Source organism: Rahnella inusitata (assembly GCF_965118895.1).
Classification (GTDB): Bacteria; Pseudomonadota; Gammaproteobacteria; order Enterobacterales; family Enterobacteriaceae; genus Rahnella; species Rahnella inusitata_A.
The window spans coordinates 252,541-278,039 of sequence record NZ_CBCPJJ010000014.1; the positions used below are offsets into that span (position 1 = coordinate 252,541).

Sequence of the window (25,499 nt, forward strand, 5' to 3'; positions counted from 1 at the left end):
TTTCGATATCCTTATCAGAAATTACAGCACGACATTCAGGTGGTAATACACCGTGACACGGTCAGGGGCTAAATCGCCGGGGTAACGCAGGGGCCAGCCGACGGTAAACTGGCTGGAGAAATGACCGGCGCTGCTGCTAAGCCCGACCGCGCCGCCCCACAGCGTGCCTGCCGCGTTAACGTCGTGATTGTCATGATGCAGATATCCACCATCAACCGCGGCCACAGCGTTGATGGCACCCAGCAAAGGCATACTGAACAGCGCCGTGTTGAGTTCATTTCGCCAGTAACCGCCGTTGTCACCGGAAAGATATTGCTCTTTGAAGCCGCGCACTGAGCTTTCACCGCCTATCGTCAGGCGTTCGCTGCCGTAAAGACGGTCGCCGGTCCACTGACCGTAAACGCTGGAAAGGAAGGTGACTTTCTGGCTGACCGGCTTGTAGTAACTGCCGGACAGTGACCATTTGGAGAACTCTGCTTTGGGCGCATCGTCAGGTTTGTGTTGATCGTCTTCCGCGCCTAACCAGGGCACACCGCGACTGAATGTCGGGTTCAGCGTGGACAATCCTCCCCACAGTTTCTGGCTATGGTTGATGCCCACGCTGACGTTGCTGAGCTTGCGGCTGCTGCTGGCCAGCGGTGCATCATTGAGATAGTTACGCGCCATATTGTTGCTGATCCCGACAGATACGCCGGTTTTGATATCGCTGTTTCGAAATACGACGCGGGAAAGATTGAGACGATGGGTTTGGGAATCGCCGGTTGACCGCCAGCCAAAGCCCTGAGAATTCACGGTGTTGAGATAGTCGCTGTAGCTGTAACTGTAATTCATCAGCCAGTAGCCATAAGGCACGCTCATGCCAGCCTGCACGCTGCGGGCGTCGTGGCTGCTGGAGAAATCACTGCTTTTCGCGCCGCTGACAAACCACTGATCCGCCAGTCCGAGCACATTACTGGCGATCAGCGAGCCGCTCATCTGGCCGGTACCGGTGCTTTTTTGCCCGCTGTTATCGAATCCCACACTCAGGCTGAGTGGAAACTCCGGCGTGGCGGTTAAATTCACAATGGAGTAACCCGGTTGTTCAGCCGGAAGGATCTCTATCTGGACCGGTGTTTGGCGCAACCGGTTGATCTGTTCCATGCCCTGTTCGATATCGCGCAGATTGAGGATTTTGCCTTTAAGGCCAGGGAAAGCCATCGCCAAAATACGGTCGCTGTGTTTATCTAATTGAATATCCTGAAGCTTGCCTTCCATCACGGTAATATTCAGCTCTCCCCGTGAGAGATCCTGCTCGGGAAGAAAAGCACGGCTGGTGATATACCCGCGTTCGATATAGGCATCAGATATTTCCTGCACGAGCTGGGTAATTCTCTTAATGCCTAAACACTTTCCAATTAAAGGCTTCGTTAACCTGTCTTGAGTGCTGGAAGATAAATGGTTGGCTTGAGTAATATTGATAGTGGAAATAGTAAAGCACGGTTTTTCGTCAGAGTGATCCGGGGCGGGGGCGGGTAAAGAGAGCGTCTGGCTTCTTTCCAGCTCATCACGCTGCATTTGCTGTTGTTGCAGGCGATCTCTTTGTTGTTGCTCAATATTGTCCCTGTCTGCCGGACTGAGCAAAGCGGCATGCACCGGAAAGGTTACCAGAAAGATAGCCCAGCAGATGGCTTTACTATTCATTGTAAATGTCCTTATTTACGAATCGATTTGTTTGAGTTATGCGATAAAGGCTTAACGCCGTCTTTATATCAGTTTACGTTTCATTACACAAAACCCTGATTTATGAATATTTCTGAAATCATGATCTTAATTTCAGATAATTAGAAAATAATCAGTAATTTAAGTATGTTATGGAAACTCTTAATTTGATAAGCGAATAAAAGACCTGATACCAGAAAAATAAACGCGGTTCCGGGGCAGGATGATGATGTGTGCAAGCCCTCCCTCTTTTCTTATCTGTCCTGGCTTTGTTGAATAAATCGGATTGAGACAAAAGTTTTCCCAAATTGAAGAGCTATCAGGCAACACGCACATTTTTGGCATGCCTACACGCTCATCTATCAGCTCAATGTTGAGATCATGCAACGCACGTCCGACGAGTCTCAGCCTGGCTGACTCTGAACACAGCATGCTCGTCGCTGTAAAACGCCACCGGCTTGCCGTATTTATCACCGTACTCGCGCGTGGCCAGCATGTAGTCAAAGGCTGATTCGCTCTGACAAAATCGCAGTTGCATCAGGCGACCGGTGGCATCACGGCGACGCAGGCGCTTTTCAACAACGGCTGGATCAGCGGCAAGCGGTGAAGTTCTTTATTGGACATGGTTGCCAGCATCAGGAGAGATCTCCCAGAGGGTGGAAAATGCGCCGTATCTGGGTGACATTATAGACTAGCTAAAAAGTGACATTATCAAATGGGACTTACACAACGGGTGCGCATAATGCTATTTATGCTAAATGATATGTTGTTTAGCTGATCTTCATCTGCGCTGTGAATGGTGTTCCATCGAGTTTCATCCTACTGAATCTGTCAAAATTTTTTTCTTGTAAGCGATCAGTGTACAAACTTTATTGTTCCAACACAGTGGCTTCGCGAAAATCATAAACATTCAATATTCTTAGCTTTTCGCTCCATCAGCCCGGATGGAGCGGAGTGCTTGCGCATCACTTTTATTCACCCCACCCCACGCATTTTCTTTACCGTCATTTTCTCCGTTAACCGTCATAAAGTCTGTAAAAGTGGACAATGGTCGACTTTTCATCTTAAAGTCCTGCGGTTGGCACTAGAGATAACCCCTAATTGTTATCAAATAATAATGGCTGAATGATGATGAGCGGCCCGCCAGACAGCCGCCGCGCAGTTCAGTGTTCGCAAACACTCCGTCAGACTTTTTGGAGAATTTATGCATTCCTCTGGTAGTAAAAACGAAGGCCGGACCTTCTTAGGCCATCCTTATCCGCTGCGCTCACTGTTCTTCACAGAGATGTGGGAGCGCTTTTCGTTTTACGGGATCCGGCCTTTACTGATCCTGTTCATGGCGGCGACGGTTTACGAAGGTGGTATGGGGCTCGCGCGTGAAAATGCCTCGGCTATCGTCGGTATCTTCGCCGGTTGTATGTACCTTGCTGCGCTGCCGGGTGGCTGGCTGGCGGATAACTGGCTCGGGCAGCAAAGAGCGGTCTGGTACGGTTCGATCCTGATTGCTCTCGGCCACCTGTCGATTGCGCTCTCCGCTTTTATGGGCGACAGCCTGTTCTTTATCGGCCTGATGTTTATCGTCCTCGGCTCTGGCCTGTTCAAGACCTGTATCTCGGTCATGGTGGGCACGCTGTATAAAAAAGGCGATGCGCGTCGCGACGGCGGTTTCTCGCTGTTCTACATGGGCATCAATATGGGGTCATTTATCGCGCCGCTGATCTCCGGCTGGCTGATAAAAACTCACGGCTGGCACTGGGGCTTTGGTATCGGTGGTATCGGGATGTTGATCGCGCTGGTGATTTTCCGCCTGTTTGCGGTGCCATCGATGCAACGCTACGACAGCGAAGTGGGCTTAGATTCCACCTGGAATAACCCGGTGGCGAAGAAAAAGGGCGTTGGCGCATGGCTGCTGGCGCTGGCGGTGGGTGTGGCAATTGTCGTTGCGCTGATCGCTCAGGGCGTGATTGTGATTAATCCGGTCGCGGTCGCCAGCGTGCTGGTCTACGTGATTGCCGCCTCGGTGGCCCTCTACTTTATCTACCTGTTTGTGTTTGCAGGCCTGAACCGCAAAGAACGGGCCCGGTTGCTGGTTTGCTTTATTTTGCTGGTTTCCGCGGCCTTCTTCTGGTCAGCGTTCGAGCAAAAGCCGACCTCGTTCAACCTGTTCGCCAATGACTACACCAACCGCATGATCGGCGATTTTGAAATCCCGGCCGTATGGTTCCAGTCAATCAATGCGCTGTTTATTATCATTCTTGCGCCAGTATTTAGCTGGGCATGGCCGATGATGGCGCGCAACAACGTGCGTCCAAGCAGTATCACCAAGTTCATCATCGGTATTTTATGTGCGGCTGCGGGCTTTGGCATCATGATGATGGCGGCACAAAATGTGCTGACCAACGGTGGCGCAGGCGTATCCCCAATGTGGCTGGTAGGCAGTATTCTGATGCTGACACTGGGCGAACTTTGCCTCAGCCCGATTGGTCTGGCGACCATGACGCTGCTGGCACCGGAAAGGATGCGCGGACAAATGATGGGGCTGTGGTTCTGCGCCAGTGCGCTGGGTAATCTGGCGGCGGGTCTGATTGGCGGTCATGTGAAAGCCGATCAACTGGATATGTTGCCGAATCTCTTCGCGCGTTGTTCCATTGCGTTGCTGATCTGCGCAGCGGTGCTGTTTGTGCTGATCATTCCGGTTCGACGTATGCTGCAAAATGCTCAGGCGAGTTCTGAGCAGAAAGCCGCGACCCATGCCTGACAGGGCATAGCATTTTTACATATCGTGAAATGAAGGAGGCCGGTCTGACGATCGGCCTCCTTTTAATCTGACTTTCTTTAATTCCTGCGCATCAGGCCAAAAAACCTTTCAGATTTTCCAGCATATTGGTCATCATGCCGAAGGCCATGTTGAGGCTATGAATGCTGTAATACAACGCAATATCATTGCGCATCAGATAAGTTTCAAATGCCGGATCCGCCAGCATTGACTGCACTTCCAGACTGCGGTCGCGGAAGTGTCGGCAGTTGTTGATGTACAGTTCCAGCGAACGGTATTCCCCGACTGAAAGCTGATTCACCAACGCCGCCATCTGCTCAAAGCTCTCAATCAACGCTTTGTGTTTTTCCAAATGCGCTTCGTGCTCCTGAACGTTTTCCATGCTTTTTTTCCCTGTTCTCAGGCGTTAAAAGCCGTATCAGAAACTTTGCCAGTCGGTGTCCTGGGCCATTGTTGCGCCCGCCCGTGGAGCGCTAATCAGTGCGGGAGCGGGTCTCGCAGATGAACGATATGGCTGAGGATCCTGACTGACGCGAAATTCACCCACCAGCCGTGCAAGGCCGTCCGCCTGTTCCTGCAAGGAGCGCGACGCGGAAGAGGCTTCTTCTACCAGTGCGGCGTTCTGCTGAGTGACATCATCCATCTGATTGACAGCCTGATGCACCTGCGCGATCCCCTGGCTTTGTTCGGTGGCTGCGGCGGCAATTTCATTGACCAGATCGGTGACCTGACGGATGGCGTTGCCCATCGAGTTCATATTCTCGCTGACGTCACCCGCCTGATGTGCGCCTGCTTCAATCAGGCTGTAGGAGAGGTCGATCAGCTCCTTTATCTCGCGCGCGGCGGTAGTCGAACGCTGCGAAAGATTTCTGACTTCTCCTGCCACGACGGCAAACCCTTTACCGTGCTCCCCGGCGCGTGCGGCTTCCACGGCGGCGTTTAACGCCAGAATGTTGGTCTGGAAAGCGATACCCTCAATCAGCGTAATGATCTCGGTGACTTTACGGGAGCTGCTGCGGATATCGCCCATCGTGCCCAGCATCGTCTCCAGGGATGACGCACTTTTCTCCGACAGCGCATTCATGTTGCCCGCCAGCTGGCTGGCCTGCCGGGTGTTATCGGCGGTCTGGCGGACGGTCTCGCTCAGTTCGGTCATGCTGGCGGCGGTCTCTTCCAGAGAAGCCGCCTGCTGTTCGGTCCGCGAGGAGAGATCTTCATTACCGGCGGCGATTTGCGCCGAGGCGCTGCTGACGGACTGAGACGCAGCGTTCACGGAGAGCAGCGCGCCGGATACCCGTTGCATCAGGCTGTTGAACGCGCGGGCCATGTTGCCGACTTCATCGTGACGGCTGTCATCGGCGCTGACCGTCAGGTCAAGGCGATCACTGGCGACGGTCATGATATTCCCGATGGCCAGCAGGCTTTGGCGCACGCGGCGGATGGTCACCAGCGCAAAGAAGCCGAGCAGCATGATAGTCGCCGTCACGCCGGTGCCCATTCCCCATAGCGTGGAGGTGAAAATTTTGTGATTGGTTGCACGCAGACTTTCGCTGATGTTGATGTTAACGACCAGCTGTTTCTGATAATCCGCAATGAGCTGACGGATGGCCCCGCCAATCCCACCTTCGCCTTCGATCAGCGCCAGGCTGACGTCATCCTGATGCGCCCGTGAAGAGGCCAGGAACGCCGGGAGTTTTTCCTCCACTTTGCGGATGTTGTCGAAAGCCAGGAGGGTCAGCCTTTCATCTTCATCACTGGAGATATCGTGTTGCCGATAAAAATCCGTCAGGGTTTTCAGCCCGGCAATTTGCTGCTGGATCTGGGTTTCCACCTCCGGCATTTTACTGTTGTCAGTCTGGCTCTGATGTTTGTAGAGCGTGAGAGAAAGCGTGTTGCTCTGGTTGATAAGCTTATTGAGGTCTTTTATCGATGAGATCGCGTTGACCTGTACATATTCAAAACGTGCCTGAAACCCTGAAATCAGCATGATCGCGACGACGCCCAGTGCAATGAGGGCGGCGGAAAGCAGTGAGAACGTCAGTAAAAGACGCTGTGTGATGTTCATATTATCCCCTGATATGTAGTGTCCATTCTTCATGAAAGCGGCAGGACGTGAATCAAGGTTATCGGCAAAGTCAGGGTAAAGGTTAATTAAACCGATCTAATTCAGTTATTTACGTTAAGTCAATGTATGTGGTTGTTGTTTTTAAGTGAATTTTTATGCCAATAACTGAATTTTTATGCTTTTTTTTTGACTGTTTGAACTCTAAGTAGCAACAAACCGAGAGGATCAATTTTTTACGGCTTCTGACCTGAGGAGAACACAATCTTTAGGGTGTGTTTAAAGCGATATTTTTCGTGGATGAGGTGTGATTTCAGAGGCATTATTGAAGACATCAAAACACTGATGAACCTTCGCCTGCCGGACGCGCACAACGGCGGGATTGCCAGCACCATTCAGGGGCCCGACGTTCTGGCACTGCTGACCGATGCGCTGCCAGGCGGGTAAGGGTTCCTGCTCAATACGGTAATCAGCGTGCCTGCTACAATTCCGATTGTAAAAATCACCGAAATCACTCAGTGTGCGGCCTGCAGTGCGCCATCCGGCGTGCGTAACCCATTTTCGTAAGGTCGCCTGATGTACACCCGCCATTATCCCCGTACCACTTCGCATGATAAATCAATGCAATGAAAAGAGTGACGGGGAGACTGACCGGTTTTAGCATCCTGCTGCCTTTGCTGCTGACTTCATGCGGCACGCTGTCCGAGATGCAGGTGAAGGAAAGTCCGCAGGCGGTGAAGCAGCTTGCCTGCACGCAAAATATCGACGGACTGGTCGATGGCATCGTTTCGCAGTACATCAAAAAGGAAAAGGCCAGCGGACTGGCGATAGGCATAATCCGCAACGACGGTGCCTCCCGGACGTGGGGCTACGGTTATACCAATGCGGTGAAGGGGCGCAAAATCGACGGGGAAACGTTGTTCGCGCTGGGTTCGATCAGTAAAGGTGTGACTGGCGAAGTAGTCGCAGGGCTGGTGGATAAAGGGCTGCTGAAATGGGACGATAAACTTTCTGATTTGTTGCCGAAAAACACCCCGCTGAGTGACGATGCGAAGAACATTACCTTGTTGCAACTGGCGACCCACACCTCGGGTTTACCACGCCAGAACATGAACAAAGACATGTTGCAGAGCTTCCTCAAGTATCTGTATACCGGCGATAACTTTTATAATGAGCTGGACAGCGATGCGGTGTTGAACGATCTCTCCTCGTTTAAACGTCCGCAAACGCTGGAGCCTCAGTATTCCAATTTGGGTTACGCGCTGCTCGGTTACATCCTGAAGTTAAAGACCGGCGAAGATATCCAGCAGTTGTCTTATGACTTTATTTTCAAAACGCTGAAAATGGGCAGCACCAGTTTTCATGGCCCGACGCTGAAAGCCTATCCTTACCGGGCTATCGGCCATGCAGGCGATCAACCGAAGTTTATCCGCCGTGGCAAAGTGGTACCTGACTGGTATTTCACGAAGAATATGGTCGCTGCGGCTAACTTGTACAGTAACGTAGACGACTTACTGAAATACCTCCGTGCGCATATTACAGATTCAGAACCAAGCGAGCTTAATTCTGCGATAAGAGTTTCTGAAAAAATTTATTTCCCACGGAATATCGAAGCAGCCAATATCGCGTGGGTCACTGACCATAAAAATAACCAGGTGATCACTTATCAGGTTGGCTATATCGGCGGGTACTCAAGTTATATTGGTTTCGATAAAAAGCATAAAAACGCGGTAGTTGTCTTACAGAACTCCTTCAACTGGAGCAATTATATCGGCCATGATTTGCTGCTGAAGATGGCGATGGCGGACGATTTTGGCGGAACCTGTCACTAAACTCCGGCTGTTTGCTGTGAAAAATCCTAATTACTCATTCGTGGCTGAAATGAATTGTGTGTTTTTATGCTTATTTTTTATTAATGTGTGAAGTTTTACACAATAAGAATTTCTTTATCTGAGTGTCTTTGTAAAATGTCTCCTACTTTCTTTATGCGAGGAACCTCCACGACATACCCGCTGTTACAATGTCCAGATCCCATCGCTTTTAGCGCTATATTTCCTGATGAATAACACTCAAAGAAAACTATGTAATTCTTATCCGAAGGTACTTTTATGTCTTTTATTCCTGTGAAAAAAGTGGCATGTGTCTTAGGCCTCCTGATGATGTCCAGCTATACCTTTACGGCTCGTGCCGCTGACGCGACTCCTGTTGTGACGGCCAATGCTGCTGAGGTCGCCCCTGCCGCGCCAGCGCCGGTCACATCCGACGCGGCCACGCCTGAACCGGTCGCACCTGAAAATTCCGTCGTTGCCACCCCCGACTCGGCAACATCCGATAAAGCCGCTGTTGCTGCCCCTGAACCGGTGACACCCGATAATGCCGCTGTTGCCACCTCTGAAACGATGACACCAGATAAAGCCGTCGTTGCCACACCTGAACCGGTCGCGCCTGAAAAATCCGCCGAAGCCGCCACATTGCCGGTGGCTCATGCCACGTCAGAACCTGCTGCTGCAGAACCGGCGAAAGTCGCGCTGAGCCTGAACAGTGAGGAGCAAAAACGCGCTTACGCCAGCGGTATTGCTCTGGCACAGTACATTGAAGAACAGATTGCCCAGCAGAAAGCGCTGCACATCACGCTCGATAAAAACATCCTGCTGGCGGGTATTACCGATGCCTTTAATCATCAGGAAAAGATGAGTGTTCAGGATGTGCAGGCCACGCTGATGGCGTTTGATGAACAGGTGAAAATCCTGAAGCAGGCGGCGGAAGTGAAAAAGCAGGAGGCAGATAAAGCCTTTATTAATGAGTTCACCAAGCGCCCGGATGTGAAAAAGACCTCCAAGGGCTTGTACTATCTGATCGAAGAGAAAGGTGAGGGCGCAGCCATTAAAGACACCAATCAGGTGGAAGTGTCTTACATAGGTGAACTGATTGACGGCACCGTGGTAGATGGCCCGCAGATCGAAAATTCAAATCAAATATTCCGCGTCGCAAACATGCCACCGGTTTTGCGCGACAGTGTGAAGCTGATTCGCAAGGGCGGCAGAATCAAGCTTGTCATCCCGCCAGCTGTTCTGGAAAGCAATAATGCGGAAGCGAAAAAAAATAGCGGGGTGATGATTTACACCATCTCCGTGGTGAATGTGAAAAATCCGTAGTGATGCCTCTTATACTCCCCTTTGTGGGGGAGTCTGTCTTTCACTGATATGTAAGCTTCCTCAAGTGTTCGCTATTACAGAAAGGGGGGACAAGTAACTTACTGATGCACTGAAATATAGCGTTCGAATTTAGCCGGTTTTAAACGGGTGAGATCGACCAGCACCAGTCCGTCGATACAGTTGTTAAATGCCGGGTCGCTGCCGAAATCAATAAACTGCACGCCGCCGGTTTCGCAAAGTTCTGAATACTGTTTATACAGCGCCGGAATGCTGCTCCCCAGATTGGCCAGCAGACGTTTCAGACGCTGTAAATCTTCCTGATAATCGTCACCGCAAAACTGCGCTAACACGTCCGGCAATGAAGCCGGATAGGGGCGGCGGGAAGTCGCCAGCGGCAGAGCAGGGGCGAAATACAGACGATAAAACGCCACCAGTAAATCACGCGCGGGCAGCGGCAGTCCGCCGGAAATCGACACCGGGCCGAACAGATAGCGCGTTTGCGGATACTTCGCCAGATACGCGCCGATGCCTAGCCACAGATAATCCAGCCCACGTTTTCCCCAGTACGCAGGCTGAATAAAGCTGCGTCCGAGCTCAATTCCCTGCGCGAGAATCGGATCCATCTGATGCCCGTACTGGAACAGGCTCTGGCTGTAAATACCGTTCAGCCCTTTGCTGGCGACCTGATCGGCGGTCGGAATAAACCGGTACGCGCCGACAATTTCCAGCGCCTGCGGATCCCACAACACCAGATGGAAATAATCGTCATCGTAGCCGTCGAGATCCCGACGTCGACCGCTGCCTTCGCCCACGGCGCGGAACGCAATTTCGCGCAGTCGCCCAAGTTCACGCAGGATCGGCACCGTGTCTTCGCCGTGGCGGCGATAAAGGTAAATCATCTTCCCGTCCGGCGTTTTGCCCAGCACTTCGCTGGCTTCCAGCGCATGTTTCAGGACGGCGCGGTCTTCGGCGCGGGCAATCGACGATTCAGTATGGAACAGACCCGGTTTGCCACCGCCGAGACGATAAACGTGTTTACGAAAACGTGCCGCCAGATCGCCCGCCAGCATTTGTCCGTCGTGCCAGCTGGAATAAGGGATGCGCGCCCCGATTTTTAGCGTCAGGCTGTTGCCGCGCTGGCCGAACATCTCATGCACCAGCAGCAGCGTGCTGAGCGGTCGGTAAATCATCGACGTCAGATAAAACAACGCGCTGTTGCTGCCGCTGATATGTACCGGCACCACCGGCGCACGGGCTTTGGCCGCGAGGCGGATAAAACCGGTGTGCCACTTACCGTCGCGCACCCCTTTCGAGCTCATACGCGAGACCTCACCCGCCGGAAACACAATCAGCACGCCCTGATTCTCCAGATGCTCCTGCATCTGCGCCACCTGATTACGCCGCGTGCGGTTGCCCATATTATCCACCGGGATCATCAGGCTGCCGAGCGACGAAACCAGCGACAGCAGCTGGTTCGCCACCACCTTGACATCCGGGCGCACTGAAGCCACCGCGTGCAGCAGCGCCAGACCGTCCAGCGTACCGATCGGATGGTTGGCGACAATTACCACCGGACCATAGCTCGGAATTTGCTCGCGGTCGCGCTCGGTCAGTTCGCAGCGAATGTTGAACTGCTCGAGTACCTGCTCGACCATATCGATGCCTTTGAGATGGTGATATTGGTCGGCAAAGCGATGAAATTCTTTCTCGCGGAACAGGTTTTTTAACAGACGGCGTTGCCAGGAAGGGGTTTTATGCTGCGGGTCGAGATCCTGAAACAGGGTATCCATGCTGAACATAGGATGTCCTCCGGTTGAATTAACCTGACCATAGTCATGGTGCATGACAGCGATGTGTCAGAAAAATGACCAAATGACGAACCTTGCCTGTGCAGCGTTATTTTCACCAGGGTGGTTTGCTTCCTATTTCGTCTTACAGAGCTATAGTCTATGTATTACTTATTGTTTCAGGGAACACACATTGAAATGAACCCCCACTCAGACACTCAAAAGCATCGTCCGATGCTCAAACCAATAGAAGAAATTAAGAAGCTCTTCCAGGTCTTCCAGACGGAATCTTCGCCAGTTGAAGCCGGGAGCGTGGACAGGGTTTTTAGCTTCCAGAAGGAAGGGGGGGAGATGCAGGTTATTCTGGTCACAGAAGGCAGCATTACTGTCTACCGTAAAACCGATAAATTGCGATTTGCAAAGGCCGCAGCGCCCAGCATTTTTGGTATGCAGGGATCGCCTTTCCGTTACGATCTTTATGAATTCAAATATGACAAAACGGCCAAACTTGAATCGTTGCCGCTGTCACGTGCGATCGCGCTCATCACAGAACACCATCTGTTGCAGGAAATGTTGACTTATCAGATTTATTTCAATGACCATCAGGCCTATCGGGATAATTCATTGATAGGTAAGTCTGCCTATGAAATGATCTGCTCTTTACTCCTGGAATTACAAGAACTTCCTAAAGAAGAAAGAAACACCCAGAGTGTTTATAATTATATCTATGAGCACACACATCTTGCCCGCAGCGGAGTGATGAAAATTTTATCAGATTTACGCAAGGGTGAATATATTATTATCGAACGGGGAAAGTTAATAGATATCATTAAGCCTTTCCCGAAAGAATATTGATTTTAGTAAATACAGGCAACCCCTTCTTTTACAGTTTCGTTGTTGCTGGAAATATGGCCATCACTAAGATACGCATAGTAGGCGTAAGCATTGCTACCAAACTGATTCCTGGACCAAAATACAACGCCGGCAATATCATTTTTTTCCTGAGAGACGTCTCCCCACTCTTGCCATAATGCATCCGCGGGGATTTGCCGTGTATTTGTTGCGGTCGATAAATTAGACTTATCAGGTAAGTTATAACCTTGATCTTCGCACCATGCATAGGCATCATCCCAGTTTTTTGTTGTGGAACTAAAAACATAAAATAAATCTGGGTTAAATGTAATATGGGTCTCAACGTCATTGTTATTTTTAGCCGTTATAGATACCTCACCTTTCTCAATGAACGTCACTAAACCCTCTGGTGATACGCTGGCAATATTATCATTGCTGCTGCTCCAATGGACATCTGTGGGAAGGTTATCGGTTTCCAGCTGAACTTTAGCGCCATTCCATCCGGTGCGAAGGATCAGATCAGCTGACACGGTTTTACTTTGCGTTGTGTCAGGGGCAACAATATAGTCAGTAATGCTAATTGAATGCGTAATTACCGGCCCTTCGATAATATTATCGGTATCTGAATTGATACTGATATCGGGTACGGTCATTGCATCACCCATTTGCGGAATACCCGTAACCGTCTGAGGTTGTAGGGATACGCCTATATTACAGCCGTAATCGGCAGATGAGATGGTATAGCTGTTAACTTGTGTCGCTAATACGCGCGTGCCTTTTGTTGGATGGTTACAGGTCCAGACGATGGAAGCTAAAGTGTTGTCCGCATCCCCTTCATTATCCTGTAATTGCCACGCTAATGTGACGACGTCGCCCTGGTCGAGCTGTTCGCTGTCACTGTGTTCGCTGATTTTAGTGAAATCAACTTTCCCCTTATTTCCTTTTGCATTTTGAATCACAGGTGCTGTGCCTTTGAGAGTGCCGGCAGAGGGGGTCGATAAATAGCCGCTGTCCGTCTCTCCCTGATCTGCATGGCAAAGCGGATTAAGAGAAATAAAAATCAATAAAGACAATGCTGAGCGCTTGAATAATTTTAGTATCATCATTTCATCCTGTTAATAACAGAGGATGTAAAAGCTGGGCACCGAAGTGCCCAACTTTTGAGTTATTAATGACTGAGAAAAACAGGCTGTTTTCTTCAGCGGATTTTATTTTTTCACCGCCTTCAGTTTTGGTGCGTAATCCACTTTCAGGCTGTAGCCCTGAACACCGTCTGCGCCCGCAGTGGCGAAGATGCTTGATGCCTGAGCATTGGTTGCAGGAATAACCAGATCTTTATTATTCGTTGAAGAAACTGCGTAACCACCCGTTGTACCTGTGGTGGCACTGACGCCATTAAAGACCCATTTGTAGGTATAGTTATCCGTTGCTTCAAGTTCGCCAGCATCCCAAACGTGGTTGTTATTGACGTCATACCAGGCTTTGAACTGATAAGTGTGTCCGACCAGCAATTCGCTGTTTGCCTTGCCAATCAGGTTGACGGTTGGCGCTGTTGAATCGGCAATCATTACACCAATATTGCCGCCGACTACCGGACCGGATGGAATACCATCGGTCGTGGTGTTGGTACTGACGTCTTCAATCATGATTTTCTGGCCCACCGCAGGTGTCCCTGTGGAGGTTTGTTCCTCAATTTCCGCGCCCAGGTAACGGCCCGCATCGCTTGCTTGCAGGGTATAGGAATCTTTACCGTCGTTGGATATTGCTACTTTATCCGCGCCTTTCCCGTCGCTGGTCGTAAACCATTTAATGGTGGTTTTACTGCCGTCGGTATCACCTTCCGCATCGGTAAAAATATAATTGAGCGTGATTTTATCACCCGGTATCATCGCCTCAGTGGAACCGCCTTCATGCCCGTTGCTGAAGGAAACACTGTGTGCGGCGGAGCCGGCTTCTGTTCCTTTTAACACCGGAACTGTCCCGATTACTTTACCTGCGGATTCGGTCATATCTGCCATAGCAACATGGGAACAGCCGACAAATAACAGGCTAGCGAGAAGGGTTTTATTAAATCGTTTCATATAAATATCACTCTGTAAGTTTGTATAAAGTTAATAGATTAAAATCAGTCGCCATATTTATTTGGCAGAGAGTTCTTTCAGTTGTTTTGAACCTGCATCGGAGATATCAAAACTGACCTTTAATTCCAATCCCTGAAGACCGCTACTTCCTGCTGATGCTAATACTTGTCCCGCCTGCGCATTCGTTGCAGGAAGGGTTAAATTATGGTTGTCGGTATCACTATTGGCCTTGCCACCTTTTTCACCTTGTTGGTTAACTCCATCAAACAACCATTGATAATTAACCAGGGAAATAATAGGTGTAGGGTTTGTATCAGAAATTGTTTCTCTGTCTGACGCATCCCATTTGCCATTTCTGTTACTGTCATAAGCCACCTTGAATTGATATTCATGGCCTAACAGCAACTGATTGTTTTTTGTCTCGGTCAGGTTGATTGTCGGATTGCGAGTATCAACAATCGCGGTGACAATCTCTTTATTACCGGCATTAAAATCAACGACAACCGCATTGGTTTTCTCAGTATCTTTATTGGTTGGCGTCGCAATAAAGGAATATGTTCCGGCCATTGTGCTGGCGACGGTAGCTTTGCCTTGATCCTGAGACTTCACATAATAAAGACAACCGGTCGTTTTATTGCAGTCATCTTTTGATGAATGAATAGTAATTTCGTGTTCGTGGTTCTTATCCGTAACATGATAAGCATGAAATTTCATGTCCATGTTTTCCGGGGACAGGGTCGTTGTTTCGCCCTGCAAGCCGGAAACTTTTGCGCCGCTGGTGACCAGATCTGCGGTGTCACGGCCATTGGCCATAATCTTCATTGCTTTATCGCTTTCGGCAGAGTTCGCTATCGCCAGACTATAATTAACCGGCGCTTCGGCGACTTTAATTTTGACGATGTTAGACTGTTTAGTATCCCCTTTATCATCGCTGAACGTTACGGCAAGTTGGTATTCATTTGCATTGGCCGCGGTCGAATTCACCCACGCCGGGAATGTCAGCGTCCAGTGATTATTTTGTCCGGTACTGATATTGGACGCCGGCGACAGTGCCGGTAAGCCCAGCGTGTGCTCTGCAGAATATCCGCCAACAGGAACCCAGCTCGCTGAGACGATTTTGCGGTGAGATTTAATGTCCGCATTTAATGTCCAGTGGCATCCTTCATAGGCCTGCGCTTCATCAGGGTCATCCGCGATAATACATTGTGGTGCAGTACCTGACGGTTTGAGGTACACGTCAATATCGAGATCTTTCACTTCACGATATTCCAGAACGATATCGTTATTGCGATCGACAAAATCCATACGGCTGCCAGCCAGAGTACGCATATCTGTGACCGCTGAAGGATCGAGCTGTTTGGCCATCGGGGTTCCGATATGGTAATCCACCGACATATTGGCCGTAATTTCATTTATTCCTGAATTACCCTGCTTATAACTCGCGCCCAGAGTGATTAACGGAACCGGTGTGTAGTCCACGCCTAACTCGACAGAGGAAGGATCCTCTTCGAGATTATCGCTACCGAAAAGTGCAACCTGATCGCCATAATATTGCTCATAAACCAGGGATGTTCCTAATTGCGGATACGCTGGCAGATAAGTCTGGAGACGGATATCCCAGCCACTGGCGGGGCGCTCTTCGTAATTATCTAAATCTTTTGAGGCTTTCCAGCTTGAGAGCGGAATATAGTAATTTCCGCTGAGTTTTAAGTAGTTAGTCCAGACTTCAGAACCAATACTTCCCCGGCGATGGCCCCGGCTGATATCGTAGTCATAAAAAGCATTCATGCCCACCAGCCAGTCTTTATTAATGTTATAACGAACACCTGTACCCAGGTTGGCAATGTTACGCCCATCTTTGCTGTGTGTTGAAAATTGATTAAAGATTAATGTGCTTTCACCCGCATACCAGGGGAGTAAATAATCGAGTGATGAGCCATCAAGGTTTCCATTGTCACTCAGATTCAGTGTGGTTTTTACATGGCCGTAAGGTGAAAGGATTTTTTCCACCTGCGACTGTGCTGCCTGCGTCGCCACACCTTTACCGTACTGGTATATTTGATTTTTAGCCCCCTCTACCGTGAGGTTTTGGAAGCCTTGCTGCGCTTCATTCGTTAAAATTTGTGCAGATTTACTTCCCAATATTGCTTGCTCGTTATCTTTATTTCCGGCGGGTGTTTTTTCTGAAAATACATCCTGACTACCTAGCGACGGAAGGATGAGACCTTCATGTGCGCAGACAGGAAAGCTCATCAAAATAAAAAGAATGACTTTTGTATTTTTAAATGGCGTATGTTTTTTCATTTTAGAAATTCATATCATTAAGTTTAAAATGTCATTAGTTAATAAACTAATACAGTGGTGATTTATATTGTCTTTTCGTTTAATTTCTATGTCTGGTGATTTTTTATAAAAACAGATTTTAACTTTTAAATAGGTATTCTCTGGCGCGGAGGCGTCATATAAATAATAAACTTCATTTCCTAATCATCTATTCGACAAATGAATGATACCCTCATTGATTGATATTTTGTATGTCCAAAACAGGACATGCCATGCCTGCTCCCGCGCTGACAGATATGGCTCCCGACAGCTCATCGAAAATTGCGGTGCGAATTCTCACCATTCTGGTGTTCAACTTTGCCAGCTATCTGGCCATCGGCAGCGCGCTGGCAACCTGTTCGGTATTTTGGATTTATCGCCCGGAGTGACCGGGCTGTGGCGGGAATTCTGAGGGTGCAGGCGGGGATTGATGTGATTTAGCTCGGCCCGGCGCTTCTGTCAGATCGAATTAATTGGAACGGATACGGCCCATGTGCAGAGTGTCGACGTATTCGCCGTCACGCAGCGCATAGCATGGGCTGAGCCCTTCAACGCTGAAACCAAACTTCTTATACAGCGCGATCGCCGATTCGTTATCGGCATATACCGTCAGCTCGACGCGTTTTATATGCAGCCATTTGTCGCACAGGTCCAGTGCGGCCGCGACCAGTTTGCTGCCCACGCCTCTTCCCTGAAAGCCGGTGTCTACGCCGATGCCGAACGTGGCTACGTGGCGACGTCGCCATGGCTCTTCAACAATCAGCGTCAGATTTCCTACCAGTGTTCCGTCGATACAAGCCACCAGCGCGAAGCGGTTTGGTGACGGATTGGCCAGACGCCCTTCCCATAGGGTGGCAGGCGGATAGGGGAGCTGGAGGGTGTCGCTGTACACAGGAACCTGAGCGTAAAGGTGTTGAAGCGCTTCTGCGTCCGTGGTTTCTGCGTGGCGGATTACGATTTCGCTCATAGCGACACTCCTTTTATTGTGGTTACTGTTTGAATATCCTCTAGATTTATCAGGTATTGAAAAAGTGTCAATCCTGCGCGTGATTAAAAATAATGCTTTACAAGTGCGAATGATAATGATTATTATTGCCATGCGTTCCGGGGATGGCCTCACACCAAGGTCAAACGGGTCCCCACGAACGCACGACATTGCTCACATTGCTTCCAGTATTATTTAGCCAGCCGGGTGCTGGCTTTTTTTTATCCTTTTTTCCCTTGCTTGCCGCCTTCTCCCAACACGAACTATTTTGGGAAAAACCTGTGCTTATCTCATCTCCCTGTTCTTTAAATCTCCAACAATTCCTTTGAATTTAGCTATCTGCGTTTGTTCATATTTTTTGAACAGAGGAGTGAGATTTTTACGCTTTCTTATTCCCGGCCGTTGACTAGACTAGAGAAAACATTGAGGAGAGTTGAACATGATCTACTTACGCAAAGCACAAGAACGCGGTCACGCAAGTCACGGTTGGCTGGAAAGCTGGCACACGTTTTCTTTCGCCGATTACTATGATGCGAACTTCATGGGCTTCTCCGCACTGCGGGTTATCAATGAAGACTTCATCGACGAAGGGCAAGGGTTTGGTAAACATCCGCACAAAGACATGGAAATCCTGACCTACGTGCTCGAAGGCACCGTGGAACATCAGGACAGCATGGGCAACAAAGAGCAGATTCAGGCGGGTGAATTCCAGATAATGAGTGCCGGTACCGGTGTGACCCACTCCGAGTACAACGGCAACAAAGATCGTAAATTGCATCTGTATCAGATCTGGATCATTCCTGACAAAAAAGGTCTGGAACCGCGTTACGAACAGCGTATGTTCGACGCGCCACAAGGCCGCCAGCTGGTGCTTTCGCCGGATGCCCGCGAAGGTTCGTTGAAAGTGTTCCAGGATATGGAACTGTCCCGCTGGGCGCTGAAAAAAGACGAACAGTCTGTGTATACGGTGCAGGCAGAACGTCGCGTGTGGATCCAGGTGGTGAAAGGCACCGTGTCGATCAACGGTCAGAAAGCCGGGCCGAGCGATGCGCTGGCCATCTGGGATGAAACGGCGCTGTCCGTTCATGCCGATGAAGACAGTGAAATACTGCTGTTTGACCTGCCACCGGTCTGAAAATGGAGTAAAAGCGAAAGGCGACTCCGGTCGCCTTTTTTACGTCGGCTATCTGAAGCTGACGTTAATCCCCAGTTGCCCCTCATACCCCATGCCCGGCAAGCTTAAATTGCGGTAATGCGTGATATCGCTGAAAAACGCCACACGCTTTGACAGATTCGCCGTCAGACCGATGCCGTCCTGCATCCAGCGTTCTGTGGCTGGCGGCTCAATTTCCACCGCATTCACTGTCACCGCCGATTTATCACCGATGTTGCTCACCATATCGATATGGAAATAGGGCGTCAGCGTCTTGATATCCTGTTGCGCATGGCGGAAAAGACGCAGACCGCCGCGTACCTGACCATTGTTCTGGCGGATCGTTTTGACGTGACTGTTATCGGTATCGAACGAATTCATATGCAAATGCTGCGCGATAAACTGCGCCTGCGGTTCGATTGCCCAGTTTTCGCCCAGCCTGAAGGGTTTACCGATCTCAGCGGAAAGCGTCGAGGCGTACCCGGTTTGTGCGGCATTCAGACGGGTGGATAAATCCTCGCGATAAAACGTGTTCTGATTAACGATGTTCAGGTAAGCACCGTGCGAGGTTGTCGCGCTGTAATACCCTCCCATGCCGAGAGAGGCCGTCGAAATATTCCCCGTGCTGAGCACCTGCCCGACCAGTCGCAGCGCGCTGTCTTTGGTGTCGGTGGTCTGATTGCCAAGCGTGGCGATCACCCCGGCACGACGATGCCCGCCGCCCGATCGTTCCTCCTGATAGAGATCTTTACCGATCTGCGCGAACCAGATGTTTGAGGCGCGATGGGCGGTATCGTAGGTATCCGCATTATGGCTGCCGCTCAGCAAACCCCAGGTGCCATTTTCGCGATTTTTCGGCGCATTACTCTCCCGTTCGAGGTAGGTTCCCACCGTTTTGAAGCCGTATTCACGGTTGAGGTAGGGCGCGGTCACATAGGCATTTTCAGCGGGCGCCGGGTCAGCCGCTGTCGCAGTACTTTCATGCATAGCGAAGCTGAGCGTTCTGGCTGTTAAGAACAATAACGCGAAAGCTGCGAGGGTTTGGATCCTGCCTGAAATAGCCATGAGTATTTCTGCCTGTGTCCCGGGGTGAGTAAGTAAGGCGGCTAATATAGGTGTTTTTTTGCGCAAGACTAATCACACTGCATCAGAGAGGAAAATGTCAGGCAGCACGCGGCTCACAGGCCAACGTGAGGTTTTTTAGGGCAGCTAAAACAGGCATGATTTCACGCCAGTTTTCATTAAAAAAAACAAAATACACCACGGCGACATAGTCCTTTATCCCAAAAGCTGCTGACAATTTATTCAACTTCGTGACGCTTTTCACAGCCTGATACGAACCAGTCCCGATTTTATGAGCACGCTCTCATTCCGCTATTTCACTCATGGAAACCGGTTTCCAAAGAGACTCAAATACCCTCAGCAAGAGAAAACGGGCAGAACATTTATCATCTGGGAGAAAAGCAAAATGAAAAGAATCATGCTTTGTTGTTCGGCAGGTATGTCGACCAGTTTGTTAGTTCGCAAAATGAAAGAGGTCGCGGCAGAACGCGGTGAGGAAGTGCAGATCGAAGCGTTCGGGGCCAGCGAGTTTGACGAGAAATTCCGTGATTATCAGGTGGTGCTCCTCGGGCCGCAGGTGCGTTACATGCAGGCCGACTTATCCGCCAGAGCGGCTGAATTTAATATTCCGGTCGAAACCATCAACATGATGGATTACGGCATGCAGCGCGGCGATAACGTGCTGGACTTCGCTTACGGGCTGATTGCACAGGAAGGAAGCCGCGTATGAGTGGTCTCTACCAGGCGATGGTCAACGTCATCGAAAAGCACATTACGCCGCTGGCCGGTAGCGTCGGCCAGCAACGGCATGTGATTGCGATCCGCGACGGTTTTATCGCCGCGCTGCCGTTTATGATCATTGGCTCCTTCATGCTGGTGTTTATTTTCCCGCCTTTTTCGCCGGACACCACCAACAGTTTCGCCCGTGGCTGGCTGGATCTGTCGCTAAAATACCGCGAACAGCTGATGCTGCCGTGGTATCTGAGCATGGGCGTGATGACGTTTTTCATCTCGGTCGGTATCGGTGCGAGTCTCGGTAAGCATTATAAACTCGACCCGATCATGACCGGTTTGCTGGCGTTTATGGCCTTTCTGCTGGTCGCAGCGCCCTATCATGATAAACAAATCTCCACCCAGTATTTCTCCGGCGAAGGTATTTTCACCGCCATCCTGACCGCCATTTATGCCGCCGAAGTGTATGCGCTGCTCAAGCGTCGCAACATCACCATTCGCCTGCCGAAAGAAGTCCCGACCGGCGTGGCGCGCTCTTTTGAAATTCTGATCCCGGTGATTGTGATTGTCGCCACGCTGCATCCGCTGAACCTGTTTATTCAGTCCACCACCGGCATGATCATTCCTGAAGCCATCATGCATCTGCTGGCACCGCTGGTTTCCGCATCGGATTCCCTGCCTGCGATTTTGATTTCGGTGTTTATCTGTCAGGTGCTGTGGTTCGCCGGTATTCACGGCGCACTGATCGTCACCGGCATCATGAATCCGTTCTGGATGACCAATCTGGCGCTCAACCAGACCGCCTTACAGGCTGGCGCACCGCTGCCGCACATTTATCTGCAAGGTTTCTGGGATCACTATTTGCTGATTGGTGGCGTTGGCTCGACCCTGCCGCTGGCGATTTTACTGCTGTGCAGCAAGGCCGTGCATCTGCGCACCATCGGCAAAATGGGCGTGGTGCCGAGCTTCTTCAACATCAACGAACCGATTCTTTTCGGTACGCCGATTATCATGAATCCGGTGTTTTTCCTGCCGTTCACGCTGGTACCGATGCTCAACGCCGTCTTCGCCTATACCGCCACCAAACTCGGCTGGGTCGCGCAGGTGGTGTCGCTCACGCCCTGGACGACGCCTGCGCCAATTGGTGCGTCATGGGCCGCAAATTGGGCGTTCAGCCCGGTAATTATGTGTCTTTTCTGTATGGTGTTATCGGCAGTTATGTATTACCCGTTCCTGAAAGCCTACGAACGTACGCTGCTGAAACAGGAAGCGGAAAAGGCCACGACACAAACGGCGGGTAACGCCGTGCCAGCAAACAGCTAAAAGCTAACGGACAGCGAGGATGACGATGAAATATCAATTTCCAAAAGAATTCTGGTGGGGCAGTGCCAGCTCAGCGCCGCAAACTGAAGGGGAAACCCTTAGCCACGGCAAAAGCGCCACGGTCTGGGATCACTGGTATTCGCAGCAACCGACGCGTTTTCACGGCGACGTCGGGCCGCAGGACACATCGACGTTTTACAAAAACTGGCGCGAGGATATCGCGCTGCTCAGGCAGCTGAACCACAACACATTCCGCACCTCGATTTCGTGGGCGCGCCTGATCCCCAACGGGCGGGGCGATGTAAACCCGGAAGCGGTCACCTTCTACAATCAGGTGATCGACGAAATGCTGGCGCAGGGTGTGCAGCCATTCATCAACCTGTTCCATTTCGACATGCCGATGGCGATGCAGGAAATCGGTGGCTGGGAAAACCGCGAGGTGGTTCACGCCTATGAAAAGTATGCCGATACCTGCTTTAAGCTGTTCGGCGACCGTGTAAAACATTGGTTTACCTTCAACGAGCCGGTGGTGCCGGTGGAAGGCGGCTATCTGTATGATTTTCACTATCCGAATGTGGTGGATTTTAAACGTGCAGCGACCGTGGCTTATCACACTATGCTGGCGCATTCGCTGGCGGTAAAAGCCTATCGCGCCCGTCAGCAGGGCGGCGAAATCGGTATTATCCTTAACCTCACGCCGTCTTATCCGCGCTCGCAGAACCCGGCGGATCTCAAAGCCGCGAATATTGCCGATCTTATGTTTAACCGCAGCTTCCTCGATCCGGCGCTGCGCGGTGAATATCCGCAGGAGCTGGTGGAGTTGCTGAAAAAACACGATCAGCTTCCGGCCTGTCAGGAAGGCGACAAAGCGTTGCTGCAACAGGGCGTGGTCGATTTACTCGGCATCAACTATTACCAGCCGCGCCGTATTCAGTGTCGTGACAGTATGGTGAATCCCGAAAGTCCGTTCATGCCGGAATGGTTCTTTGACAACTACGTCATGCCGGGGCGTAAGATGAACCCGCACCGTGGCTGGGAAATCTACGAGCAGGGCATCTACGATATTCTGACCAACCTGCGTGAAAACTACGGCAATCCGCGTTGTTTTATTTCTGAAAACGGCATGGGCGTGGAACACGAGCTGCGTTTTGAGAAGGACGGGCGGATCGATGATGATTATCGCATTGAGTTCGTCAGCGGGCATCTCAAATGGCTGCATCGTGCGTTGCAGGAAGGCAGTGGCTGTCTCGGATATCATATGTGGACGTTTATCGATTGCTGGTCATGGATGAATGCGTACAAAAACCGTTATGGTTTTGTTCAGCTGGATCTCAAGACGCAGAAACGCACGGTGAAAAAAAGCGGCGAGTGGTTTGCGAAAGTCTCTGCCGAACACGGTTTTGACTAACAGATAACGCGGTTAAACAAGGAACGACATGGCAAACATTAACGACGTTTCGCGGCTGGCTAACGTGTCGAAAGCGACGGTTTCCCGTGTCCTGAGTGGCAGCCGCGGAGTGAAAGAGGAGAGCCGCCTGGCCGTGATGCAGGCGGTGGAAGCGCTGCAATACAAACCGAGCATGATCGCGCAGTCGCTGTCGACGCAGTCTACGGGCTGCATCGGCGTGATTTGCGCGGCGGAAAACATCAACCAGAGCACTGGCTACCTGCATGCGCTGGAAAAAGAACTGCGGCTGAATCAGAAATATTTGCTGCTCAGATTCGCCACCGACGCCGCCAGCCTCGCGCATTCCGTCGATGAGATTGGGCGCGGTCTGTGCGACGCGATGATTGTGATCGGCGCGCGCTTTACCCTGCCAGCGCTGCCTGACAACGTCATCACCATTGATTGTCTGGATGCAGACTCCGGTCGCAGCATTCATTTTGACCGCAGCTTCGCCACAGAAACCGCCTGCCAGTACGTGTTACAGCAGGGGCGCAGGCAAATTGCGCTGATAAACTACGAAAACAGCGACGCAGCGGGGCAAATCCTTCAGGGTTATCATCTGGCGCTGGAGAAGTTTTTACTGCCTTACGACCGGCGGCTGGTGCACAGCGGCGAACAGGCGCTGGCGCAGTTGCTGGCGCAAAATGTGCCGTTCAACGCGCTGCTGGTGCCGGACGATGCCACCGCGCAGGACGCCCTGCGTCAGCTCGCACTGCTTGGGCGTATCGTGCCGCAGGCGGTGATGGTCTTCAGCCTCGACAGCACGCTGCCGCCGGGCGCCTCTGCGGTTCCGGCGATCGCCTGGCCGCTGGAAACGCTGGCGCAACGGGCGATGGCACTGTTGGCCGGACAATTCTCAGCGAACACCGGCGAACCGGTGCGCGGCCAGCTCTGCTTACCGGCCTGAGCCACCTCGCATGTCGCGCAGCAACGGATACCCGCCTGCGCGAATGTTTGCTAACATGACCGCCTGATCCCTCACACTTTCACCGGCCGCATCTCATTGACTGTCATGAAGAAAAAAAGACCCGTACTCCAGGATGTTGCCGATAAAGTGGGCGTCACCAAAATGACGGTCAGCCGGTATTTGCGCAATCCCGAACAGGTTTCCGGCGCATTGCAGGAAAAGATTTCGGCGGCGCTTGATGAGCTGGGGTACATCCCCAACCGTGCCCCGGACATTCTCTCTAACGCCAAAAGCCGCGCCATCGGCGTGTTGTTGCCATCGCTGACCAATCAGGTGTTCGCCGAAGTGCTGCGCGGCATTGAAAGCGTCACCGATATTCACGGCTATCAGACCATGCTGGCGCACTACGGCTACAGTCAGGAACGCGAAGAACAGCGGCTGACGTCGCTGCTTTCCTACAATATCGACGGGCTGATTTTGTCCGAACGCCATCACACCGCGCGTACGCTGAAAATGATCGAAGTTGCCGGTATTCCGGTGGTGGAGATGATGGACTGTGTCTCACCGTGTGTGGATCTGGCGGTCGGATTTAATAACTTTGAAGCCGCCCGGCAGATGACGCAGCAAATCATCGCGCGCGGGCATCGTCACGTGGTCTATTTCGGCGCACGTCAGGATGAACGTACGATCATCAAACAGCAGGGCTACGAGCAGGCGATGCGCGAATCCGGTCTTGAGCCGTACAGCGTGATGACCAGCCGTTCCTCAAGCTACAGTGCGGGCGCGGAATTATTGCGTCAGGCGCAAAAAGACTGGCCGCAAATCGACAGTATTTTTTGCACCAACGATGACCTTGCGGCAGGCGCATTCTTCGAATGCCAGCGTCAGGGGCTGCGTATTCCGTCACAAATGGCAATTGCCGGTTTCCACGGTCACAACATGGGACAAGCGATGGAGCCGCCGCTCGCCAGCGTCCTGACGCCGCGCGAAAGAATGGGGCAAATCTCCGCCGAACGCCTGCTGGCCAGACTGCGCGGCGAAAACGTCGTCCCGCGCATGGTGGACGTCGGGTTTACGATTTCGGCGGGCGGGAGTATTTGAGTTTAAAAGCAGATAAAAAAATCCCCGACGCAATGGCCGGGGATTCAGGATTTCAG

The 25,499-nt window shown here is 51.2% G+C and carries 21 protein-coding genes and 2 pseudogenes; 12 read left to right on the forward strand and 11 right to left on the reverse strand.

Features of this window, described 5'->3' with window-relative positions:
* Positions 1 to 21: 21 nt before the first annotated feature.
* The 3 genes and pseudogenes from ACMHLI_RS14570 to ACMHLI_RS14580 all read right to left on the reverse strand — a co-directional run bounded on the left by ACMHLI_RS14570 (position 22) and on the right by ACMHLI_RS14580 (position 2,761).
* Entirely contained in the window at positions 22 to 1,680 is a 1,659-nt protein-coding gene (locus tag ACMHLI_RS14570; RefSeq protein ID WP_413530086.1) for a ShlB/FhaC/HecB family hemolysin secretion/activation protein, read from the reverse strand.
* Between the two features lie 403 nt (positions 1,681 to 2,083).
* Positions 2,084 to 2,254 (reverse strand): annotated as a pseudogene (locus ACMHLI_RS14575) (transposase); the annotation flags it as partial.
* Positions 2,255 to 2,617: 363 nt separating this feature from the next.
* Positions 2,618 to 2,761 (reverse strand): hypothetical protein, encoded by a 144-nt coding sequence (locus tag ACMHLI_RS14580; RefSeq protein ID WP_413530087.1) that lies wholly within the window; start codon positions 2,759 to 2,761, stop codon positions 2,618 to 2,620.
* 141 nt (positions 2,762 to 2,902) lie between these two features.
* On the opposite strand from ACMHLI_RS14580, the gene ACMHLI_RS14585 reads away from it, so the two are divergent.
* Complete coding sequence (locus tag ACMHLI_RS14585) at positions 2,903 to 4,456, forward strand: peptide MFS transporter (protein ID WP_413530088.1); 1,554 nt, start codon at positions 2,903 to 2,905, stop codon at positions 4,454 to 4,456.
* 91 nt (positions 4,457 to 4,547) lie between these two features.
* Here ACMHLI_RS14585 and ACMHLI_RS14590 read toward each other — a convergent pair whose 3' ends face one another.
* Positions 4,548 to 4,856: a hypothetical protein gene (locus ACMHLI_RS14590; protein ID WP_413530089.1), complete on the reverse strand. Its 309-nt coding sequence runs from the start codon at positions 4,854 to 4,856 to the stop codon at positions 4,548 to 4,550.
* 36 nt (positions 4,857 to 4,892) lie between these two features.
* Positions 4,893 to 6,539: a methyl-accepting chemotaxis protein gene (locus ACMHLI_RS14595; protein ID WP_413530090.1), complete on the reverse strand. Its 1,647-nt coding sequence runs from the start codon at positions 6,537 to 6,539 to the stop codon at positions 4,893 to 4,895.
* A 285-nt stretch (positions 6,540 to 6,824) separates the two neighbouring features.
* Here ACMHLI_RS14595 and ACMHLI_RS14600 point away from each other — a divergent pair.
* The 3 genes and pseudogenes from ACMHLI_RS14600 to ACMHLI_RS14610 all read left to right on the forward strand — a co-directional run.
* A pseudogene (locus tag ACMHLI_RS14600) lies at positions 6,825 to 6,980 on the forward strand (cytochrome b/b6 domain-containing protein); the annotation flags it as partial.
* Positions 6,981 to 7,162: 182 nt separating this feature from the next.
* Positions 7,163 to 8,368, forward strand: coding sequence for a serine hydrolase domain-containing protein (locus ACMHLI_RS14605; protein WP_413530091.1), 1,206 nt, complete (start codon positions 7,163 to 7,165; stop codon positions 8,366 to 8,368).
* A gap of 276 nt (positions 8,369 to 8,644) precedes the next feature.
* Entirely contained in the window at positions 8,645 to 9,691 is a 1,047-nt protein-coding gene (locus tag ACMHLI_RS14610; RefSeq protein WP_413530092.1) for an FKBP-type peptidyl-prolyl cis-trans isomerase N-terminal domain-containing protein, read from the forward strand.
* 98 nt (positions 9,692 to 9,789) lie between these two features.
* On the opposite strand, the gene ACMHLI_RS14615 is transcribed toward ACMHLI_RS14610, so the two are convergent.
* The gene (locus tag ACMHLI_RS14615) at positions 9,790 to 11,490 is read right to left on the reverse strand and encodes a lysophospholipid acyltransferase family protein (RefSeq protein WP_413530093.1); all 1,701 of its coding nucleotides are present in this window, start codon (positions 11,488 to 11,490) and stop codon (positions 9,790 to 9,792) included.
* A gap of 150 nt (positions 11,491 to 11,640) precedes the next feature.
* On the opposite strand from ACMHLI_RS14615, the gene ACMHLI_RS14620 reads away from it, so the two are divergent.
* Complete coding sequence (locus ACMHLI_RS14620; RefSeq protein ID WP_413530094.1) at positions 11,641 to 12,333, forward strand: helix-turn-helix domain-containing protein; 693 nt, start codon at positions 11,641 to 11,643, stop codon at positions 12,331 to 12,333.
* A 2-nt stretch (positions 12,334 to 12,335) separates the two neighbouring features.
* Here the strand turns inward: ACMHLI_RS14620 and ACMHLI_RS14625 are convergent, their stop codons facing one another.
* The 3 genes from ACMHLI_RS14625 to ACMHLI_RS14635 form a co-directional block, all read right to left on the reverse strand.
* The gene (locus ACMHLI_RS14625) at positions 12,336 to 13,436 is read right to left on the reverse strand and encodes an Ig-like domain-containing protein (protein ID WP_413530095.1); all 1,101 of its coding nucleotides are present in this window, start codon (positions 13,434 to 13,436) and stop codon (positions 12,336 to 12,338) included.
* Positions 13,437 to 13,538: 102 nt separating this feature from the next.
* On the reverse strand, positions 13,539 to 14,411 hold the full coding sequence (locus ACMHLI_RS14630; protein WP_413530096.1) for a SinI family autotransporter-associated protein: 873 nt from the start codon (positions 14,409 to 14,411) through the stop codon (positions 13,539 to 13,541).
* 57 nt (positions 14,412 to 14,468) lie between these two features.
* Positions 14,469 to 16,715, reverse strand: a complete 2,247-nt coding sequence (locus ACMHLI_RS14635; protein ID WP_413530097.1) for an inverse autotransporter beta domain-containing protein — start codon at positions 16,713 to 16,715, stop codon at positions 14,469 to 14,471.
* A 251-nt stretch (positions 16,716 to 16,966) separates the two neighbouring features.
* Here ACMHLI_RS14635 and ACMHLI_RS14640 point away from each other — a divergent pair, with 251 nt between their 5' ends.
* Complete coding sequence (locus ACMHLI_RS14640) at positions 16,967 to 17,122, forward strand: hypothetical protein (RefSeq protein ID WP_413530098.1); 156 nt, start codon at positions 16,967 to 16,969, stop codon at positions 17,120 to 17,122.
* Between the two features lie 80 nt (positions 17,123 to 17,202).
* Here the strand turns inward: ACMHLI_RS14640 and ACMHLI_RS14645 are convergent, their stop codons facing one another.
* Positions 17,203 to 17,700, reverse strand: a complete 498-nt coding sequence (locus ACMHLI_RS14645) for a GNAT family N-acetyltransferase (RefSeq protein ID WP_413530099.1) — start codon at positions 17,698 to 17,700, stop codon at positions 17,203 to 17,205.
* Positions 17,701 to 18,157: 457 nt separating this feature from the next.
* Here ACMHLI_RS14645 and ACMHLI_RS14650 point away from each other — a divergent pair, with 457 nt between their 5' ends.
* On the forward strand, positions 18,158 to 18,853 hold the full coding sequence (locus ACMHLI_RS14650) for a pirin family protein (protein ID WP_413530100.1): 696 nt from the start codon (positions 18,158 to 18,160) through the stop codon (positions 18,851 to 18,853).
* 48 nt (positions 18,854 to 18,901) lie between these two features.
* Here the strand turns inward: ACMHLI_RS14650 and ACMHLI_RS14655 are convergent, their stop codons facing one another.
* Entirely contained in the window at positions 18,902 to 19,936 is a 1,035-nt protein-coding gene (locus ACMHLI_RS14655) for an autotransporter outer membrane beta-barrel domain-containing protein (protein WP_413530101.1), read from the reverse strand.
* Between the two features lie 403 nt (positions 19,937 to 20,339).
* Here ACMHLI_RS14655 and ACMHLI_RS14660 point away from each other — a divergent pair, with 403 nt between their 5' ends.
* From ACMHLI_RS14660 to gntR, 5 genes are all read left to right on the forward strand, one after another.
* Positions 20,340 to 20,663 carry a PTS sugar transporter subunit IIB gene (locus ACMHLI_RS14660; RefSeq protein ID WP_112167510.1) on the forward strand — a complete coding sequence of 108 codons (324 nt, stop codon included), beginning with the start codon at positions 20,340 to 20,342 and terminating at the stop codon, positions 20,661 to 20,663.
* Positions 20,660 to 21,988, forward strand: coding sequence for a PTS sugar transporter subunit IIC (locus ACMHLI_RS14665; protein ID WP_213051777.1), 1,329 nt, complete (start codon positions 20,660 to 20,662; stop codon positions 21,986 to 21,988). The genes ACMHLI_RS14660 and ACMHLI_RS14665 overlap by 4 nt, the downstream gene beginning before the upstream one ends.
* Before the next feature lie 25 nt (positions 21,989 to 22,013).
* Entirely contained in the window at positions 22,014 to 23,396 is a 1,383-nt protein-coding gene (locus ACMHLI_RS14670) for a glycoside hydrolase family 1 protein (RefSeq protein ID WP_413530102.1), read from the forward strand.
* Positions 23,397 to 23,424: 28 nt separating this feature from the next.
* A complete protein-coding gene (locus ACMHLI_RS14675) occupies positions 23,425 to 24,342 on the forward strand; it encodes a LacI family DNA-binding transcriptional regulator (protein WP_413530103.1) in 918 nt (305 codons plus the stop codon).
* 105 nt (positions 24,343 to 24,447) lie between these two features.
* Positions 24,448 to 25,443 carry a gluconate operon transcriptional repressor GntR gene (gene gntR / locus ACMHLI_RS14680; protein WP_112167513.1) on the forward strand — a complete coding sequence of 332 codons (996 nt, stop codon included), beginning with the start codon at positions 24,448 to 24,450 and terminating at the stop codon, positions 25,441 to 25,443.
* The last annotated feature ends 56 nt before the right edge of the window (positions 25,444 to 25,499 follow it).